At 60.4% G+C, this 19,901-nt stretch carries 14 protein-coding genes and 1 pseudogene; 5 read left to right on the top strand and 10 right to left on the bottom strand.

All coding sequences use genetic code 11. From position 1 onward, the window contains the following. The 7 genes from PMI23_RS15515 to PMI23_RS15545 form a co-directional block, all read right to left on the bottom strand. On the bottom strand, window positions 1-705 hold a 705-nt coding region (locus tag PMI23_RS15515), incomplete at its 3' end, for an ABC transporter permease subunit (protein WP_007949950.1). Then, entirely contained in the window at window positions 705-1,769 is a 1,065-nt protein-coding gene (locus PMI23_RS15520; protein WP_007918268.1) for a microcin C ABC transporter permease YejB, read from the bottom strand. The genes PMI23_RS15515 and PMI23_RS15520, both read right to left, overlap by 1 nt. A 1-nt stretch (window position 1,770) precedes the next feature. After that, window positions 1,771-3,636, bottom strand: coding sequence for an extracellular solute-binding protein (locus tag PMI23_RS15525; protein WP_007918270.1), 1,866 nt, complete (start codon window positions 3,634-3,636; stop codon window positions 1,771-1,773). 150 nt (window positions 3,637-3,786) lie between these two features. Then, window positions 3,787-6,498, bottom strand: coding sequence for a TonB-dependent receptor (locus PMI23_RS15530; RefSeq protein ID WP_007918271.1), 2,712 nt, complete (start codon window positions 6,496-6,498; stop codon window positions 3,787-3,789). A gap of 206 nt (window positions 6,499-6,704) precedes the next feature. Then, window positions 6,705-7,106, bottom strand: coding sequence for an ExbD/TolR family protein (locus PMI23_RS15535; protein ID WP_007918272.1), 402 nt, complete (start codon window positions 7,104-7,106; stop codon window positions 6,705-6,707). Further along, a complete protein-coding gene (locus PMI23_RS15540) occupies window positions 7,106-7,792 on the bottom strand; it encodes a MotA/TolQ/ExbB proton channel family protein (RefSeq protein WP_371857975.1) in 687 nt (228 codons plus the stop codon). The genes PMI23_RS15535 and PMI23_RS15540 overlap by 1 nt, the downstream gene beginning before the upstream one ends. Window positions 7,793-7,859: 67 nt before the next feature. Then, window positions 7,860-8,684 (bottom strand): energy transducer TonB, encoded by an 825-nt coding sequence (locus tag PMI23_RS15545; RefSeq protein ID WP_007918275.1) that lies wholly within the window; start codon window positions 8,682-8,684, stop codon window positions 7,860-7,862. A 1,113-nt stretch (window positions 8,685-9,797) separates the two neighbouring features. On the opposite strand from PMI23_RS15545, the gene PMI23_RS15550 reads away from it, so the two are divergent. Then, window positions 9,798-10,421 carry a glutathione S-transferase gene (locus tag PMI23_RS15550; protein WP_007949951.1) on the top strand — a complete coding sequence of 208 codons (624 nt, stop codon included), beginning with the start codon at window positions 9,798-9,800 and terminating at the stop codon, window positions 10,419-10,421. Between the two features lie 53 nt (window positions 10,422-10,474). Here PMI23_RS15550 and PMI23_RS15555 read toward each other — a convergent pair whose 3' ends face one another. Continuing rightward, window positions 10,475-10,915, bottom strand: a complete 441-nt coding sequence (locus PMI23_RS15555) for a CBS domain-containing protein (RefSeq protein ID WP_007918278.1) — start codon at window positions 10,913-10,915, stop codon at window positions 10,475-10,477. A gap of 198 nt (window positions 10,916-11,113) precedes the next feature. Between PMI23_RS15555 and PMI23_RS15560 the strand changes: the two genes are divergently transcribed. Next, a complete protein-coding gene (locus tag PMI23_RS15560; RefSeq protein WP_162130187.1) occupies window positions 11,114-13,474 on the top strand; it encodes a DNA polymerase II in 2,361 nt (786 codons plus the stop codon). On the opposite strand, the gene PMI23_RS15565 is transcribed toward PMI23_RS15560, so the two are convergent. Next, window positions 13,439-13,909 carry a DUF1810 domain-containing protein gene (locus tag PMI23_RS15565; RefSeq protein ID WP_007918280.1) on the bottom strand — a complete coding sequence of 157 codons (471 nt, stop codon included), beginning with the start codon at window positions 13,907-13,909 and terminating at the stop codon, window positions 13,439-13,441. The genes PMI23_RS15560 and PMI23_RS15565 overlap by 36 nt on opposite strands. Window positions 13,910-13,934: 25 nt before the next feature. After that, window positions 13,935-14,756 carry an aldo/keto reductase gene (locus PMI23_RS15570; RefSeq protein WP_007918281.1) on the bottom strand — a complete coding sequence of 274 codons (822 nt, stop codon included), beginning with the start codon at window positions 14,754-14,756 and terminating at the stop codon, window positions 13,935-13,937. Window positions 14,757-15,234: 478 nt separating this feature from the next. On the opposite strand from PMI23_RS15570, the gene PMI23_RS15575 reads away from it, so the two are divergent. The 3 genes and pseudogenes from PMI23_RS15575 to PMI23_RS15585 form a co-directional block, all read left to right on the top strand. Beyond that, window positions 15,235-15,750: an Hcp family type VI secretion system effector gene (locus tag PMI23_RS15575; protein ID WP_007949952.1), complete on the top strand. Its 516-nt coding sequence runs from the start codon at window positions 15,235-15,237 to the stop codon at window positions 15,748-15,750. A 126-nt stretch (window positions 15,751-15,876) separates the two neighbouring features. After that, window positions 15,877-18,783, top strand: a complete 2,907-nt coding sequence (locus tag PMI23_RS15580) for a type VI secretion system Vgr family protein (RefSeq protein ID WP_007918283.1) — start codon at window positions 15,877-15,879, stop codon at window positions 18,781-18,783. Then, window positions 18,780-19,901, top strand: a pseudogene (locus tag PMI23_RS15585) (RHS repeat-associated core domain-containing protein); the annotation flags it as partial. The gene PMI23_RS15580 and the pseudogene PMI23_RS15585, both read left to right, overlap by 4 nt.

A 19,901-nucleotide genomic window follows, 5' to 3' on the forward strand; every position in this document is an offset into this window, starting at 1 on the left:
GTATTCCAGATTGCGCCCACGGAGGAACTCGGCGCGCACCACATCAACCAGCGCCAGCCAGGAAAACAGCGCCATGATCCCCAGCAACCACCAGAAACTCGGCGAGACGAACCCGGACAAAATGATCAGCAGGTACAGCACCGGCAGCCCCGACCAGATCTCCAGCACCCGTTGCCCGAGCAAGTCGACCCAGCCGCCGTAATAACCCTGCAATGCCCCGGCAACGATGCCGATAAACGCACTGATGCCGGTAAGGATCAGCGCAAACAGAATCGAAATCCGCGTGCCGAAAATCACCCGCGCCAGCACATCGCGCGCCTGATCATCGGTGCCCAGCCAGTTGCTTGCTGACGGTGGACTCGGCGCTGGTTCGCTGAGATCGTAATTGACCGTGTCGTAACTGAACGGGATCGGCGGAAACAACATCCAGCCGCCCTGATCCTCGATCAGTTTGTGTACATAGCTGCTGGCGTAATCCGGCTGAAACGGCAACTCGCCGCCGAAATCGGTTTCCAGATAATCGCTGAGGATCGGGAAGTAAAAAGCGTTGTGATAGCGAATCACCAACGGTTTGTCGTTGGCAATCAGCTCACCGCCCAGACAAATCAGGCACAGACCGATAAACAGCCACAGTGACCAGCGTCCGCGCCGGTTGGCCTTGAACTGCGCAACACGACGCTGGCCGAGAGGAGAAAGTGTGAACATCAGGCAGTCCTCGCCGAGAAGTCGATGCGCGGGTCGAGCAGGGTGTAGCAGAGATCGCCGATCAGCTTGATCAACAGGCCGAACAGGGTGAACAGAAACAACGCACCGAACACCACCGGGTAATCGCGCGACACCGCCGCTTCGTAGCTCATGCGCCCGAGGCCGTCGAGGTTGAAGATGGTTTCGATCAGCAAGGAACCGGCGAAAAACACCTCGATCAGCGCCGACGGCACACCGGCAACGACCAAGAGCATGGCGTTGCGAAACACATGGCCGTAGAGCACGCGGCGCTCGGTCAGACCCTTGGCCCGCGCGGTGATCACATACTGGCGGCTGATCTCGTTGAGGAAGCTGTTTTTGGTCAGGATCGTCAACGTCGCAAAGCCGCCGATCACCAACGCCGTCACCGGCAACACCAGGTGCCAGAGATAGTCGCCGACCTTGCCCAAGGTGCTGAGGCTGTCGAAGTTATCCGAGACCAGCCCCTGCACCGGAAACCAGTTGACGTAGCTGCCGCCGGCGAACACCACGATCAACAGAATCGCGAACAGGAACGCCGGCATTGCATAGCCGATGATGATCGCCGTACTGCTCCAGACATCGAAGGCGCTGCCGTTCCTGATCGCTTTTCGAATGCCCAGCGGGATCGAAATCAGGTAAGTGATCAACGTCGCCCACAACCCCAGCGACAGCGACACTGGCAGCTTCTGCACAATCAGGTCAGTGACCTTGGCGCCGCGAAAAAAACTGCTGCCCAGATCTAGCTGCGCATAGTTTTTCAGCATCAGCCACAAGCGTTCGTGCAGCGGTTTGTCGAAGCCGTAATGGTGTTTGATTTCTTCGATCAGCGCCGGGTCGAGACCACGGCTGCTGCGCCCGGCGCCGCCAATCGCAGCGACCTCGCCACCGCCGCCCATGCTGTGGCCGCCGAAACCTTGTAAACGGGCGATGGCTTGCTCTACCGGCCCACCCGGCGCGGCCTGCACGATAAGGAAATTGACCACCAGAATGCACAGCAGCGTCGGGATGATCAGCAGCAAACGTCGACTCAGATAACGCAGCATGTCACTGGCTCCCCGCAAGCTGAGTGTGCATCTGTTGCGTGGTCAGCGCCTTGGCCGATACCTCCCACCAGGTGTTGAGGCCTTCGTCGTATGCCGGTTGCACGGGTGGCATGGCGAAGCGGTTCTGATACACCGTCGGCGTGCCTTTGGAGTAGTAGTTGGGAATCATGTAATAACCCCATTGCAGCACCCGATCGAGGGCGCGGGCGTAATGCACCATGGCCTCGCGGCTGTTGGCCTGGACCAGTCCGTCGATCAGTTGATCGACCGCCGGATTGGCCAGCACCATCGAGTTGGAACTGCCGACTTGCGTGGCACTTTGCGAGGCGTAGAGGCTGTACAACTCACGGCCGGGGGATACGATCGGATCGCCGCTGCGCGGGAAAGCGACGACGATCATGTCGTAGTCGCGGGCGTTGAGGCGGTTGACGTATTGCGCCGAATCGATCCGGCGCAGATTGAGGGTGATGCCGATCTGCGCGAGGGTGCGCTTGAACGGCAAGAGCATGCGATCGAAGCCGCCCTGACCGTCGAGAAAAGTGAACTCCAACGGCTCGCCCGCAGCATTGACCAAGCGATTGTGTTGCGGCGTCCAGCCAGCCTCGGCGAGCAGCTTCAGCGCCTGCAGTTGTTTGTCGCGGATGTAGCCGCTGCCATCGGTTTTCGGCGCTTCATACACTGTGGTGAAAACCTCGTCGGGGACTTGCCCGCGTAGCGGTTCGAGGATCTTCAATTCTTCAGCGTCGGGCAGGGCGGTGGCGGCCATTTCGCTCTTCGGCCAGAAGCTGTTCTGGCGCACGTAGAAGCCGCGCATCATCTGCTTGTTGGTCCACTCGAAATCCCACAGCAGGCTGATCGCCTGACGCACGCGGCGATCCTGGAAGATCGGGTTCTGCAGGTTGAACACAAAGCCTTGGGCGGCGGTGGGTTTCTCCGGCGCCAGAATCGACTGCTGCAAGCGACCGTCACGCAGTGCCGGGCTGTCGTAGCCGACCACGTAACCGGACGAGGAGAACTCGCGGTTGTAGTCGAACGCGCCGGCCTGCAACAGTTGCCGGGCGACGTCGGTGTCGCCGTAGAAATTCACCGTGAGCGTGTCGAAGTTGTACATCCCGCGACTGACCGGCAAGTCCTTGCCCCACCAGTCCGGATCGCGTTGGAAGCTGATGCTGCGCCCGGCGTCGACCTTGCTGACCCGGTACGGGCCGCTGCCCAGCGGTGGCTCGAAACCGCCGCCATTGGCGAAGTCGCGGGTTTTCCACCAGTGCTCGGGGACCACGCGCATCGTCGCCAAGTCCAGTGCGAGGGTGCGGTTGAGATTGTTCTTGAAGGTGAAGCGCACCTGCCGTGGGCCTTCGATCAGCACGTCCTGCACGTCGGCGTACTGCTGGCGATAGCTCAGGCTGCCCTTGGTCATCAGCAGGTTGAAGGTATAGCGCACGTCTTCGGCGGTGATCGGCGTGCCGTCGGCGAAGCGTGCTTTTGGATTGAGGGTGAAACGTACCCACATACCTTCGGGATCGCGCTCGATCTGTTGCGCGACCAATGCGTAAACGGTGTACGGCTCGTCGAGCGAACGGAACGCCAATGGCGAGTACACCCAGTCGTTGACCTGCACCACGGAAATGCCCTGATCGGCATACGGGCTGATGTAGTTGTACTGGCCGATCTCCATCGACGCGCGACTGAGCGAACCGCCCTTGGGCGCGTTGGGATCGACGAAATCAAAGTGCTGGAAGTTCGCCGGATACTTCGGCGCTTCGCCGTAAACCGTCAGCGCATAACTGCCGCCGGCCAGCGCCGAGGTGCCGGTGCACAGCAGCGCACTGCCCAAAAGCAGGCCCGCCATGTTGCGCAAAAAACTCATGCAATCACTCCTGAAAATCCTTGAAGAAACCCGGTCCCCATGTGGGAGCTGGCTTGCCAGCGATAGCGGTATGTCAGTGAAGTAAATGTCGACTGATACGACGCCATCGCTGGCAAGCCAGCTCCCACAGGGTTTTGCGGTGCTCGTTCTTTAGAAGTGGTACGTCATGCGCGCAAACAAGGTGCGGCCCAGCGGGTCGGTGTAGCGCGGGTCATAGCCGCTCTGGAAGTTGTAGGCCTGGTTGGAGAACGGCGGGTTGCGGTCGAACACGTTCTTCATTCCGGCATCGACATCCAGCACCTTGTTGAAGGTGTAGCCGGCCGACAGGTCCCACACCGAATACGACGCCACGCGCGCGTGGGTGTCGCGGTCGTAGTCGTTGTAACCCGTGGTGAAGCGGTTGGTCAGTGCCGCCCGCGCTGCGCCGAAGGTCCAGCTGCCGGTGAGGTTATGCTTCCAGCGGGCGATCACGCCGTCACCCTGGAAGTCGCCGACCTTGTCGGTGAACGGGCCTTTGATGGTGCTCTGGAAGTCGTACTCGTCAACATAGGTGCCTTGCAGGCCCAGACCGAACTGACCGTACGGCGTGTTCGGGAAGCGGTAGTCCAGCGAGACGTCGACACCGTTGGTTTCGACGATGCCGAGGTTGGCGTTGCCGGTAACGATGTAATTGAGCGTGCCGTCGGCGTTGCGCACGAAGCGGTCCGGGTAGGAACCGGCCTGATCAAACACGGTGGATTCCGGGAACGGCTGGATCTGGTTGGAAATGTGAATCCACCAGAAATCCAGACCTACCGAGAGGTTGTTGATCGGCTGATAGACGAAGCCGAGGGTCACGTTACGTGCCTTCTCCGGGGCCAGATCTTCGTTGCCGCCAATCTGGTTGAGGAACTGCTGACCGCAATCGCGGCCGCCGTTGCCGCCCGGTTGCACCACGCCGCCGGTACACAGCACCGGGTCGTTGTAGTAGCCCTGAGTGAAGGTGATGCTGCGCGGCGAATACAGCTCATACAGCGACGGCGCACGGAAACCTTCGCTGTACGCGCCGCGCACCACCAGCTCTTTCAACGGCTGATAGCGGAACGAGTATTTCGGGTTGGTGGTGCTGCCGAAGTCGCTGTATTTGTCGTGACGCACGGCGGCGGACAGTTCGAGGCTGTCGAGCACCGGCACGTTGATTTCCGCGTAGGCGGCTTTGACGCTGCGGTCGCCTTCGACGCTGCCGGCCGGGTCGATACCGAGGCTCTGAATGTCGCCGGCGAACGACTCGAAGTCCTGATGGAATTTCTCCTTGCGGTACTCGCCGCCCAGCGCCAGACCGGACGGGCCGGCGCCGAACCAGTCGCCGATTTCACGACTGATACGACCATCGAAACCGGCTACACGGCCCACAGCAGTGGAATAGGCGCCGTGGTACGCCGCATCGTCGATGTACTGCTGACCGGCAGCGGATTGCGGGCCGAACGGGTTGAGCAGACCGCTGGCCAGACCATTGATCATCGCCTGATCGCTGACAAAACCGCTGGTGACGCTGGAGACGATTTTGTTCTGGTTGTACGAGGCGCCGACGTTGTAATCCCAGCCGGCGACCAGACCATCGAAACTGAGCAGGAAGCGCTGGCTGGTGTTCTGGTCTTTCGATTCCCGCGGGCCGGCAGCGGTTTCACGCCAGTTGACGTCGACCGGTTGGGTCGGGTCGAGGGCGAAATCGGTTGGCGCCGGGGTGATGCCGTTGCCTGGATAGTAGGGCGACGAAGAATCGAGGCTCAGGCCGGTCAGTGGCGCAGGGCCGATCGCCGTGGCGTTGTTGTTGCGCGACCAGAAGTATTCGAGATTGACGTTGTGATCGTCGCCGAGCTTGCCGGTGGTCTTGCCGAAGAACGAGGTTTTTTCGGTCTGCGGCACCAGATCGATGTATTCGCGGGTGCTGAAGCGGCACAAGCCGTCGCGGGCGATCAGGTTGGGGCCGTTGCAATTGCTGTTGGCCAACGGGTTGGTGGCGTTGCCGTTCTGGCTGTAGTTACCGGGAAATGCGGTGCCGGAAGTCTGATCGAGACCGCGACCGGGGGCATAGTCAGTGGCAAAAGAGCGATCGTTGGCGTCGAGGTTCTGCTGCTTGTTGTAGTTGAACACGCCGAGGACGTTGAAGCGGTCCTCTTCCAGGTCGCCGTAGCCCCAACTGGCGCTCATGTCTTTGGTTTGGCCGCCGCCGCTGTGGGTCGGGGTTTCGCCGCCGAGGGTCAACTGGCCGTCGGTCAGGGATTTCTTGGTGATGAAGTTGATCACACCGCCGATGGCGTCAGTCCCGTACAGCGCCGACGCGCCGTCACGCAACACTTCCACGCGTTCGATGGCGGCAAACGGGATCATGTTCAGATCCACCGCGCCGCCGGCCGAGTTGGTTCCCGACAAGGCGTTGTTGGCCAGGCGTCGACCGTTGAGCAGCACCAGCGTCTTGTTCGCGCCGATGCCGCGCATGTCGGCGAACGAGGCGCCGCCAGTGGCTGCGCCGACTGAGCCTGCGCTGTTGTTGATCGACTGGCTGCCGGTGATGCGCTGCACCAGTTCGGCGGTGGTGGTCACGCCCTGTTTGCGCAGTTCATCGGCCTTGAGAATGGTGATCGGCACCGCCGTTTCCGCATCGACCCGGCGAATCGCCGAGCCCGTCACTTCGACCCGTTGCAGTTGCGTGGTCGGCGCAACCACCGCCGCAGCTGCCGGGACGGCAGCGTTGTCGTCCTCGGCCGCTTGCACAGTCCCAGCGCCCATCCCCATGGCCACCAGATACAACGGAACAAAACGGTGGCGAGAAATCGTTGCCACCAAGGGTTTGAGCGTGAAGCGTGGAGTGTTCATCAGCATGGTTATTTCCGACTTTTTAGACGTTATCGAATTGGCCTTGTGAGCCCCTCATTGCTCCGCTATCGGTGATACCGCGTGCGGAAAACCACTTTCTTCAAGCAAGCCGATCCCCTCCGAAAACGCGTGGCGTTTTTCGGTCGGCTGGTTGCGACAGGATTCAGCGGGCGGTGGCGGGCGCGTCTCTCAAGACCCGGCCGCCACCGCACTCAGTGGGTGGTCATCACCGAAATCTTGGTGATGCCCGAGCGTTCGATCGACGCCATGGCCTTGGCCACCTGGCCGTAATTGACGGCGGAGTCGGCCTGCAACTGCACGCGTACTTCGGCGTCCTTGGCCTTGACCTCCTTGAGGCTGGCTTCCAGCGATTCCGGGGCCAACTCGGTTTTCGCCAGATAGAACTTGCCGTCCTGATCGACGCTGACCACCACCGGGTCTTTCTTTTCGGCGGGGGCGACGGCGTCGGTTTTCGGCAGATTCACTTTGATCGCGTTGGTCATCAGCGGCGCGGTGACGATGAACACCACCAGCAGCACCAGCATCACGTCGACCAACGGCGTGACGTTCATTTCGCTGAGTACTTCATCGCTGTCTTGAGTGGAGAACGACATCAGCTGGCCTCCCGCACGGCGGCTGTGGTTTTGCTGGCGATGGCCTGACGGCTGATGGAAAACGCACTGCGCGAGGCGAGGGCGTCGAAGTCGTGGGCGAAGTCATCCATGTCTGCCGAAGCCAGTTTCAAGCGGCGCAGGAAGAAGTTGTAAATCAGCACCGCCGGCACCGCGACGGCGATACCCACGCCGGTGGCGATCAGCGCGTGACCGATCGGCCCAGCCACCGCTTCAAGGCTGGCCGAGCCGGTTTCGCCGATACTTTTCAGCGCTTCCATGATTCCCCACACGGTGCCGAACAGGCCAATGAACGGCGCGGTGCTGCCGATACTGGCGAGGATCGCCTGGCCGTTTTCCAGCGAGCGGCGTTCCTTCTGGATCTGCTGGCGCAGGTTGCGTTCCAGGCGATCCGAGCGGTTGATGGTGTGTGCCAGTTGCTGGGTGGTGCGCGGCGAGTCTTCCACCAGCAGCGCTTCGAAACCGCTGCTGGCAATGCGCGCCAGCGAGCCCGGATACTGGCTGGCGTGTTCGGCGGCAGTGAGCAGATCCGGCGCGCCCCAGAAGGCTTTGGTGAACTGTTTGTTCTGCGCTTTCTGCCGCAGGTACTGCGCCGACTTGACCAGCAGGATCGCCCAGCTGACCACGGAAAACAGCACCAAACCCCAGAGCACGCCGGGGACAATCATCGAAGACAAATCGTTCATGGTGATACCTCGCTTGCGTTATTCGGTTGTGCGTTGATTGAGCGTTCGGTTATTGCGGCAATTTGAAATCGATGGTCTGGGTGGCGAAGCCGTCGATCGGCGTGTCACCGCGTTTGGCCGGAATAAATTTCCAGTTCTTCACGGCGGCAACAGCCGCGTCATCCAGTTGCGGTTTGCCGCTGGATTTGGTCACCGTCACCGAGCCGGCGCGACCATTGGCCAGCACCTGAATGCGCAGCACCACGCTGCCTTCCCAGTTGCGCCGCAGCGCCAGCGACGGGTATTCCGGCGGCGGGTTGCCGAGGCTGGCGAGACCGGAAATCGCTGCCGATTCCTTGACCGGACCCGGCGCGGCGGCAGGGGCCGGTGGTGCGCTAGGTGTCGCCGGTGCAGCAGGAGCGGCCGGTTGTGCCGGGGCGGGTGTGGCTTTAGGCGGCTCGATCTTTTTCACCGGTTTCGGCTTCTCGACCGGTTTCGGTTTTTCGATCGGCTTGGGCTTTTCCACCGGTTTCGGCGGTGGCTTGACCGCGTCCTCGTCTTCTACCGGTTGTTCAGGTTCCGGCGGTGGTGGCGGAGGGGGCGGCGGTGGCGGTTCCGGGGTGGGCGGTGCCGGTGGCGTCGGGCTGGTCAGCTCGACGGTCATTTCCGGAATCTGCGGCGGCGTTGGCAATGGCTGTGTTTTCGATTGCTGGAGAAACCACCAGGCGCCGCCATGTATCAGCGCCGACACAGCGACCAGCAACACCATCTGCTGTTTATTCAGACCACCGGGTTGCGAGGTATTGGCTTTAAACGCCGGCCTGCCCGGTGGCGGCGGAATTGGCGCTTCCCGCAACGGCCCCGGCAGGGTTCTGTGCTTTACCGCATCGTTCATTAAAGCTCCCTCGGGTTGATGAAGGGCAATAAGGTGCCGTCCGAACATCCAGGGGATATTCGAGTGGGTGGGTGTAACTTTCTTCAAGGTGTGCAGAAGCCGATAGTTGAACTATCCGGTTAACAAGGCTTGTGCAAACTTACTGGCTTGGCGTCATCGACTTCGAGTGTTCATTAGCCATTCCCTGGTTGTTCTTCTATTACGTGAGCGCACTGTCGGTGTCTCATGCTTGTTACACATAGCAACCGCTGTGCCACATGTTGCTGAAATGTAGAGTGCGTATTTCATGAGTGTTACCCATGTCGCATTTATATAAGTTTTACCCTTGTCGAGGTTTTTCCATGGCGCGCAGATTGCCGTTACTCCGGTTGAGGGAGCTTTTTCACAGGCGAGTCAGGCTGTGCGCCATATCACGCGGGTTGGCGGGATAGAGCGGCTGCGCAACTGGCGGCCAAGGCACTTGCTGGTGCGCGGCGGACTGAATTGGTGCGGGTCAATGTTTTAGCGGCTCACGGGGCATGTTCCTTGTTGTTGTTTAAATGAAATCACTGTTTTAAGTATTGAATAGTGCAAGCCCGTGGAGCAGTTTTGGTGCACTTGCAATGGCGCTGAAAGTTATTGTTCGACAATCCTGCTGTCGTTCAATGCACACTGCGGTTGTGCAATAACTGCCCGAGTCTTATTTAAAAAATAAATAGCACGCTGCCGTCGGCCAATAACTCATTGCCGAACGCAGTGCGCTGTCGAGGTGTCAGGTAATAAAGTAAGAGTGAAGGTAGCCGGGACTGTTCGGATGAACTCGGCGGCGAACGGATAAATGCAAAGAGGCTGTGATGCGGCAAAGCGTTTGAAGATTCACGCGGTGAACTCCTTGTTGCCAGCTCGGATACGCGAACTTTTGGTTCGGTATCGCACCTTACAAGAACGCGGATAGCGTTCGATGATTGCTCTTGGTGCGGGATGGGCACCGCCAGCGCTGTTTTGCGAGGTTTGAATTCGCAAGTCGCGAGTGCATGGGAAAACCGTGCCAAAACCGATACACAGGCAGATTTTTTCTACACCCACGCTACAGCCATCTACCCTGTGGCAATGGTCTTTTCGGGGGGATTGGATATGTACCAGCTCTACGGGCACAGAAATTCAGGCGCAGCCGCCATCGAAGCGGCGCTGGAACTGTGCCAGATCGCTTACCGTTTCATTGATATCGAAGCCAGCACCGAAGCCGCCGAGGCACTGGCCCAGCTCAATCCACTCAAGCAGATACCGACCTTGCAGCTGCCCGACGGCAGCGCTCTCACCGAGAGTGCGGCGATCCTGATTCATCTGGGCCTGACGTTTCCCAAGTCCGGCCTGCTGCCAGCCAAGGCGGATGATCGCGATCAGGCCATTCGCGGTCTGGTCTACATCGTCAGCAATTGCTACGCAGCGATCGGCGTCATCGATTATCCAGAGCGCTGGCTGCTGATGCCCGACGAAGCCTCGCGACAGAATCTGGTGGCCGGCGCGCGCGAGCGTTTGCACTGGAGTTGGGAGGTATTTGCCGACCAGTTTTCTGCCGAGCTGTATCTGGATGACGAAACGCCGGGGGCGCTGGATGTGCTGGCGGCGGTGGTGACGCGCTGGGCGGGCAGCCGCGAGCATTTGCGCCAGACGCGGCCGGGGTTTTATGCGTGGTTGCAGCGAATTGACCGGCACCCGGTGCTGGCGCCGGTGTTTGCCCGGCATTGGCCGTCCTGACCGACGATGATCGTTCCCACGCGGAGCGTGGGAACGATCTCGGTAAAGGAGGGTTATTCCCCGCGAATGTACTGCTCCAACTGCTTGATCAACTCCGCCTGTTCGGCAATCGCTTCCTTGACCAGGTCACCGATCGACAGCAGGCCGATCAACTTGCCGTTCTCTACCACCGGCAAGTGGCGCAGGCGTTTGTCCGACATGATGCCCAGGCAGGTGTCGACGGTTTGGTGGGTGTCGACGGTGATCACGTTCGCCACCATGATGTCGCGCACCGGCGTGCCCACGGATGAGCGGCCATGCAGTACCAATTTGCGCGCATAGTCCCGTTCGCTGATGATGCCGACCACTTTTTCGTCTTCGACCACCAGCAAGGCGCCGACGTTTTTCTCGGCCATCTTCATCAGCGCTTCGAGCACCATGTGATCAGGTTTGATCTGGTGCACTTCCTGATTTTTCTGATCTTTGAGCTTGAGCAGTTGGGCGACGGTCTTCATGGCGGTTACTCAGGTGTTGTCGTTGTTCTCCAAGCATCGTAGACGCAAGCGCGCAGGGCAAGGTGGCAAAGCGGCAGATAACACGCAAAAAACGTCATTTGCCGGTTTTTTCCGTGGCTGACGGCGATTTATCGCCAGAGTCATCCCAGGCAATGCCGCGTAGAATGCCCTTCTGATTCAATTCCTGAGGTTGCAGTGGTGGATTTACCGCAGGGCTTCGTCCTGACCCGGCATTGGCGCGATACGCCGGCCGGCACCGAAGTCGAGTTCTGGCTGGCGACCGACGCCGGGCCGCGCCGTGTGCGCCTGCCGCATCAGCCGTCGGTGGCGTTTATCCCCGCCGAGCAGCGCGAAGCGGCCGAACGCCTGCTGCACGACGAAAAGAATGTCGAACTGCGCCCGCTGGCCTTGCAGGATTTCGAACATCGCCCGGTACTCGGTCTGTATTGCCAGCAACACGGCCAGTTGATGCGCTTGGAAACCGCGCTCAACCGCAACAGTGTCGACGTCTACGAAGCCGACGTGCGTCCGCCGGAACGTTATCTGATGGAGCGTTTCATCACCGCACCGGTGCGGTTCAGCGGCACGCCCGATGCCGACGGCGTATTGCTCAACGCCCAGCTCAAACCTGACCCCGATTACCGACCGAAGCTGCGCCTGGTCTCGCTCGACATCGAAACCACCGAAACCGGCGAGTTGTATTCCATCGCCCTCGAAGGTTGCGGCGAGCGTCAGGTGTACATGCTCGGCGCGCCGAACGGCGATGACAGCATCGTCGACTTTGACCTCGAATACTGCGACTCGCGCACGGTCATTCTTAAGAAACTCAACGACTGGTTCGCCCGCCACGACCCCGACGCGATCATCGGCTGGAACGTCGTGCAGTTCGATCTGCGCATCCTCCACGAACACGCTAGGCGACTCGGCGTGCCGCTGAAGATCGGCCGGGGCGGCGAAGAGATGCAATGGCGCGAGCACGGCAGCCGTAATCACTACTTCGCCTCGGCGGCGGGGCGGCTGATCATCGATGGCATCGAATCCCTGCGTTCGGCAACCTGGAGTTTCCCGTCGTTCAGTCTTGAGAATGTCGCGCAGACCCTGCTCGGCGAAGGCAAGTCCATCGACAACCCGTACCAGCGCATGGACGAGATCAATCGCATGTTCGCCGAGGACAAACCGTCGCTGGCCAAGTACAACCTCAAGGACTGCGAACTGGTCACGCGGATCTTTGCCAAGACCGAGCTGCTGACCTTTTTGCTCGAACGCGCCAGCGTCACCGGATTGCCGGCCGATCGCAGCGGCGGCTCGGTGGCAGCGTTCACGCATTTGTATATGCCATTGATGCATCGCCAGGGTTTTGTCGCGCCGAACCTCGGCACCAATCCGCCGCAGGCCAGCCCCGGCGGGTTTGTCATGGACTCGCAACCGGGCTTGTATGAATCGGTGCTGGTGCTTGATTACAAGAGCCTGTATCCGTCGATCATTCGCACGTTTCTGATCGACCCGGTCGGGTTGATAGAAGGCTTGCAACACCCGGACGACGCCGACTCCGTGCCGGGCTTCCGTGGCGCCCGATTCTCGCGCACTCGCCATTGCCTGCCGTCCATCGTTTCGCGCGTCGCCGAAGGTCGTGAGACCGCCAAGCGTGAGCACAACGCACCGTTGTCGCAGGCGCTGAAGATCATCATGAACGCCTTCTACGGCGTGCTCGGTTCCAGCGGCTGCCGCTTCTTCGATACGCGGCTGGCCTCATCGATCACCCTGCGCGGTCACGAGATCATGCTGCGCACGCGCAAGCTGATCGAAGAGCAGGGCCATGCGGTGATCTACGGCGACACCGACTCGACGTTTGTCTGGCTGCGTCGCCCGCACGGACAGGAAGAAGCGGCGAGCATCGGTCATGCGCTGGTCAAGCACGTCAACGACTGGTGGCGCGCGCATGTGCGTGATGAATATGGCCTGGAAAGCGCGCTCGAACTGCAATTCGAAATTCACTACAAACGCTTTCTGATGCCGACCATTCGCGGTGCCGAGGAGGGCAGCAAGAAGCGCTACGCCGGCCTCGTCACCCGCGCCGACGGCAGCGATGAAATGGTCTACAAAGGCCTGGAAACCGTGCGCACCGACTGGTCGTTGCTGGCCCGGCAATTCCAGCAGGAACTCTACGAGCGGATCTTCCAGCGCAAGCCCTATCAGGATTTCGTGCGCGACTACGTGCGCAAAACCCTCGCTGGCGAATTCGACGATCGGCTGGTGTACCGCAAACGCCTGCGCCGCACCCTCGACGATTACGAACGCAACGTCCCGCCGCATGTGCGCGCGGCGCGGTTGGCCGACGACTTCAACGCACAACACGGGCGGCCACGGCAATACCAAAATGGCGGCTGGATCAGCTACGTCATCACCCTGGCAGGTCCCGAGCCGCTGGAAGTGCGCCGCGCCGCCATCGATTACGACCACTACATCACCCGGCAGCTGCAACCGGTGGCGGATGCGATTCTGCCGTTTGTCGACGACGATTTCTCAACCCTGATCGGGGGGCAACTGGGCCTGTTTTGAGTCGAGCAACTGCAGCGTCCATTCATCGAGAATGCCGTGGAAGTAGCGTTCCAGCGCCTGATTGAACACGCTGTCTTCAGCGCAAAACTGCGCGAACAGCGTCATCGAAGAATGAAATTTCAGGTCATCGGGATGGCCGAAAATCTCCGCGATGGAGCGCTGTTGCACTTTTAGCACTAGCTGCGTGCAAGTACGCAGGCGTGCGCCGAGCAGTTCGTGAGCCAGATAAGCCCGGGCTTCCTCGGCCGAACCGATGGCGTAGCGCCGGGACATTTCACTGCCGCCCAGGCCGGCGAACTGCGGAAAGACAAACCACATCCAGTGGCTGCGTTTGCGGCCCTCATCGAGTTCGCGTTGCACGCGCTCGAACACCGGGTCCTGGGCCTGGACAAAGCGTTGCAGGTTGAACGGGTCGTACTGATCAGTGCTTCTCATCGCGAAGCCCTCGCCAGTCGGCGGCTCAGACCATGGCCAGCCGCTGCTTGCGTTGTGGCGCTTTAAAAACCTGGTCCAGCGCTGCCAGATCCCCGGCCTCCAGTTGCAGTTGCGCGGCTTGTGCATTGAGTTGCACGTGCTCCGATCGCACAGCCTTGGGAATCGCAATCACACCATCCTGACGCAGAATCCACGCCAGCGAAACCTGTGCCGGGGTTACACCATGACGAGCGGCAATCTCATTCAGCAGCGGTTCAGCCAGCATCGCGCCGCCCTGGCCGATTGGACAGTAGGCCATCAGCGGCATGCGCTGGTGTTGGCACCACGGCAGCAGATCGAACTCGATGCCGCGCTCCTCGAGGTTGTAAAGCACCTGATTGGTCGCGCAGGCCGAGCTTGAGAGTTCTTCGAGATCGTCAACATCGAAATTCGACACACCCCAACGGCCGATCTTGCCATCCTCGCGCAGGCGTTCGAAGGCCTCGACGGTTTCCTCCAGCGGATACTGGCCGCGCCAGTGCAACAGATAGAGGTCGATGTAGTCGGTGTCGAGCCGGCGCAAACTGCGCTCGCAAGCTTGCGGGATGCCCTTGCGGCTGGCGTTGTGCGGGTAGACCTTGCTCACCAGAAACACCTGATCGCGCAGGCCGGCGATGGCCTCGCCGACCACGGTTTCGGCACCGCCCTCGGCGTACATTTCGGCGCTGTCGATCAGGGTCATGCCCAGCTCGATACCCGTGCGCAGCGCCGCCACTTCACGCTTATGCGCCGAGCGATCTTCACCCATGCGCCAGGTGCCTTGGCCAATCACCGGAACCTGGACGCCGGCCAATTCGAGGGTACGCATGCAAACCTCCTTGCTGAATGTGTCGATACCTTTTAGTGGGCAGCAGGATAGCTCAGGGGTTCAATAAGCAAAGAGATCGCGGCCTTCGGCAGCGCTTTCCTTATGGGTAGCGGTTTCCCATGTAGGAGCTGCCGAAGGCTGCGATCTTTTGATCTGGCGCTCTTCTTTATCTATCCACGTGCAAGTGCGCAAGAAGTTGCGCAGTGATTTGCCTGTTTTCACCCGGGTAAGTCTCTACAGGCCGCGTAGCTCGTGGCCTCCAGCCAAGTGCGCAACTTCTTGCACACCACTGCGCAAAAAGTTGCGCACTTTCCCTTGTTTTTCATTGGCTTAATCACAGGAAAAGATCACTCGATGAGCTCAAGGCATTGATCCGTATGGGCTGCATAAAAGCTGGCACGAAGTTTGATGGCGCATGGCCATCCTTTCAGGCAATGGTGCCTGTGAGGTATGTCTTTTCAAGCAAGGAGAGCACCCCATGGCAACACCAGCGTACATGTCGGTTACCGGCGAAAAACAAGGCCTGATCACTGCAGGCGCATTCACCGCTGACTCCGTAGGCAACACCTACCAGGAAGGCCACGAAGACCAGGTCATGGTTCAGGCTTTCACCCACGACGTGATCATCCCGCGTGACCCGCAATCCGGTCAGCCAACCGGTCAGCGCGTGCACAAGCCAGTGGTCATCACCAAGGTCTACGACAAGGCTTCGCCTCTGCTGCAAGCGGCGCTGACCTCCGGCGAGCGCATGAGCGAAATCGTTATCCAGTGGTACCGCACTTCGGCGCAAGGCACCCAAGAGCACTACTACACCACCAAACTGGAAGACGCGATCATCGTCGCCATCAACAACAAAATGCACAACTGCCAGGATCCAGGCAACGCGCATTTCACCCACCTGGAAGAAGTGCAGTTCACCTACCGTAAAATCACCTGGACCCACGAAGTCTCCGGTACTTCGGGTTCCGATGACTGGCGTGCTCCAGTCGTTTAATTACGGCTGATGTTTGTACCGCCCCGATCGGCATGACTGGTCGGGGCGGATTCACTTCTAAAGAATTTTTTGCCAATAGCCCCTTGAGGGCTGTTGCGCGTCGCAGCACTGCGCGAGGAACAAGGGATGTTCTCACCGGCCAACCAGCCTCATTTCAATCTGACCGTCGATGGCATCGACAGCGACTTTCAAGTGCTGTCGTTCACCGGTCGCGAGGCCCTTAACACGCCATTCGAATTCGAGCTGGAACTGGTCAGCGAAAAGGCCTCGATCAACCTCGAAAGCGTGCTGCACAAACTGGCGTTTCTTCAGCTGTCGCCAACCGGCACGGGGATCCACGGGCTGGTCTACAGCATTGCCCAGGGCGAGGCGGGCAAGCGCCTGACTCGTTACAAGATCTCCCTGCGCCCGCAACTGGCGTACCTCGCGCACCGGGTCAATCAGCGCATTTTCCAGCAGATGACCGTGCAGCAGATCATCAGCCAGGTCCTGGAAGAACACGGCATCCTCGCCAGCGATTACCACTTCCAGCTCAGCGCGATTTATCCCGAGCGCATTTACTGCGTGCAGTACGACGAATCGGACCTGGATTTCGTCCAGCGCCTGTGCGAAGAGGAGGGGATTCACTACCACTTCCAGCACACGTCGAGCGGCCACAAGCTGACCTTCGGCGATGACCAGACGGTGTTCCCGAAACTGGCGCCAGTGGCCTATCAGCAGGATTCCGGGCTGGTCGCCGACAAACCGGTGGTCAAGCGTTTTGGCCTGCGTCTGGCCACGCGCACCAGCCGCACCACGCGTCGCGATTACGACTTCGTCAAACCGAAGATCGAGCTGGAAAGCGATGCCAAGAGTTCGGCTCAGCCAGACCTTGAAGACTACGATTACCCGGGCCGTTTCGTTGACCGCGAGCGCGGCAAACACCTGGCCAATCGCGCGCTGGAACGCCATCGCAGCGACTATCGTCTGGCCGAGGGTAATAGCGATCAGCCGATTCTGGTCAGCGGGCATTTCCTCGCCCTGACCGAGCACGCCAACCCGACCTGGAATGACCTCTGGCTGCTCACCGAAATCTTCCACGAAGGCAAACAACCGCAGGTGCTGGAAGAGTCGGTGACCAGCGACACCACCGACAACAAGGACGACTTCCACCAGGGCTACCGCAACCGCTTCAGCGCCATCCCGTGGGATGTGCCGTACCGTCCGCCGCTCGATCACCCGAAACCAAAAGTCCTCGGCACACAAAGCGCCGTGGTCTGCGGCCCTGAAGGCGAAGAGATCTACTGCGACCAATACGGCCGGGTGAAGGTGCAGTTCTTCTGGGACCGCGAAGGCAAGCACGACGACATGACCAGTTGCTGGATGCGTGTTGCGTCGAGCTGGGCAGCCGAGACTTTTGGTTCGATCAACATTCCGCGGGTCGGCATGGAGGTGTTGATCACCTTCCTCGAAGGCGATCCCGATCAGCCGCTGATCACCGGTTGCCTGTACCACGGCGCCAATCTGCCGCCGTACAAGCTGCCGGACTTCAAGACCCTGGCCACGGTCAAGAGCAAGGAATACAAGGGCAGTCGCGCCAACGAATTACGCATCGACGACACCACCAGCGAGATCAGCATCGCGCTGCGCAGCGACCACGGCGCGAGTGCGATTAACCTCGGTTATCTGACTCATCCGCGCCCGAGCGGTGGCCAGCCACGCGGCGAAGGGTTTGAGTTAAGAACCGATCGCCACGGTGCGGTACGTGCGGGTGCCGGTCTGCTGATCACTACCGAGCCACGGCCGAACGAATCGAAACACCACAAGGACCTGCCGGAAACCGCTGAACGCCTCGCCACGGCCAGCGATCAGCAGGACGGATTCGCCGTTCAAGCCAAAGAGCTTCAGGCCCAAGAGGCAGGCGATCAGGACGACGTCGCCAAGGCGCTGCACGCCCAGCATCAAGGCATACTCGGTAGCGGTCCAGCCAATCTCACCGCCAACGAATTCCCCGAGTTCACCGAGCCACATCTGGTCCTCGCCAGTCCCGCCGGCATCGCCCTGACCACACCGCGCTCCAGCCACATCGCCACCGGCGAGCACCTGGCGCTGAGCAGCACCGGCCACACCAGCCTGTCGATCGGCAAACGCCTGCTCGCCAGTGCCAGTCGTGGCATGCGCCTGTTTGTGCAGAGCATGGGTTGGCGTCTGGTCGCCGCCTCCGGCGACATCGACGTGCGCGCACTGAAGGACAGCATCAACCTGCTGGCCAAACTGAACATCACCGCCAACGCCGACCGCATCACCATCACCGCGAAAACCGAACTGGTGATTCAGGGCGGCGGCAGCGCCACCACCTACAACGCCGGCGGCATCACCCACGCCACCAGCGGCCCGTACACCGCGCACGCAGCGAACTTCGCCTACACCGGGGCGAAAAGTCTCGCCGGGGTATTCCCGGAACCGCCGAAACCGGGCAAGGGCAATCTGGAGTTGTTCAACCAGTACGCCGGGCGTCAGGGCATCAAGGAAGGCGATTACGAAGTCATCGATGCGCTGGGTAAAAGCATCAAGGGCAAGCTCGACGGCAAGGGTTTTGCCAGCGTCGCCGGGGCTGCACCGGGGCCTGCGCGTGTGCTGTTCGGCAAGGATCCGGCGGACACCTGGAGCGATGGCAGTTACATCGGAAAACCGGAGTGGCCGTTGAATCCACCGGGTGCCGAAGACGTGCCGAGCCAAGTGCAAGCCATGGTCGCGCAGGTGTTGCCGAGCAAGAGCTGGGAGATGTTGGAGAAGGGTAAGGACATGGCGCAAACAGGGATGAGTGCGATGCAGACCGCGCAAGGTGCGATGCAAACGGCGCAGCAGGTGAAAGGCTTGGCGCAGGGCGGGGTGGCCGGGTTGCCGAAATTGGCGAGTGCGGCGTTGCCGAGTGCGTCCGGGATTCTAGGGGCGGCGAGCAAGGCGGGCAACTTGCCGAGCCTGCCTGCACCGAGTCTGCCAAAACCTTCCTTGAAAACCCCGGGCCTGTTGGCGGGTGAGATGCTGTCATGACCACTGAAGTAGCTGCTGTAAAACGTGAACCTCAAGTTGCCATCGTTCCCCTGAATGCCATCGACATTCAGGATGTCGCCAGCGGTGCGGCAACCTTCGACGCCTGGCTGCAATCGGCTACGGATGGCGTGGTCACGCTTGATCGAATCAAGAACTACGCCGGCTTCCTGCCGGTGGTGGGCAACATCATGGCGCTAGTCGATGCGCTGGGTGACATCGTCACCCTGTCGAACGCCAAGCAACGCGACTTGCTCGCTTGGGCCAGTCTTGGCATCAACCTGATCGGCGTCTTGCCGTTGCCGCCGTCGATGGCCGCGGCGCGGATGACCCTGCGCCCGACGCTGTTTCTGGTGCGTCAGGAAATGAGGGCCAGCAGCAAGGTGTTGCTCAGCACTTCCGTGATCGAGGTGCTGGTCGGCCACCTGAACGCCTCGATTATCGGCACGCTGGATGATTTTGTTGAGCAAGCCAAAGGCAAGTTACCGGGCATTTTGGCGGACGCTGGCAAGCTCGGCGAAGAAATCATTGATCAGATTGCAATAGGCATCGAAGCGGTGGCGTTCGGCAATCTGGATGCCAAAGGTGATCTGAATGCAGCCAGCGCCCAGGCGAGCGCCGCAGCCGATCAATTCAAGAATGATCCGCTGGCGTCATTCAGCAATGTTTTTGGGGCTGCCAACAGCGCCCTGAAGTCGGCAGGCAAAGGCCTGGCCAACAGCGTGGCGCAAAACCTTGTCCCCGATGACTTCAAAAAAACCGTTTCTGACGAAACCAAAAAACTGCGCGCCATGGGCCCGGAGCTGCGTACGCAGTTGAGCAAGCTCGACGATGAGTCGGTGCAGAACTCGATCGGCTGGTTGCTGCTGATCCTCTCCAGTGCCGTGACCTTGTGGCGCAAGCGCAATGCCCATGGGCAGAACGCCGCGGTCCACCCGGACAAGACCGGTCAGGCGAAGCGTACGGCATCCGAGGGGCAGTTGGCCTCTAACGGCCAACAGGCTTCGGCGACTCACGCACCCGAGCCGAAAAAAAACTGCGCCTGCGCCAGCACGGGGCGCAGTATCAATTTCGCCATAGGCTCTGAAAGCCTCAGTCATACCGATTTCAGCCTGCCCGGC

Source organism: Pseudomonas sp. GM24, assembly GCF_000282235.1.
GTDB lineage: Bacteria > Pseudomonadota > Gammaproteobacteria > Pseudomonadales > Pseudomonadaceae > Aquipseudomonas.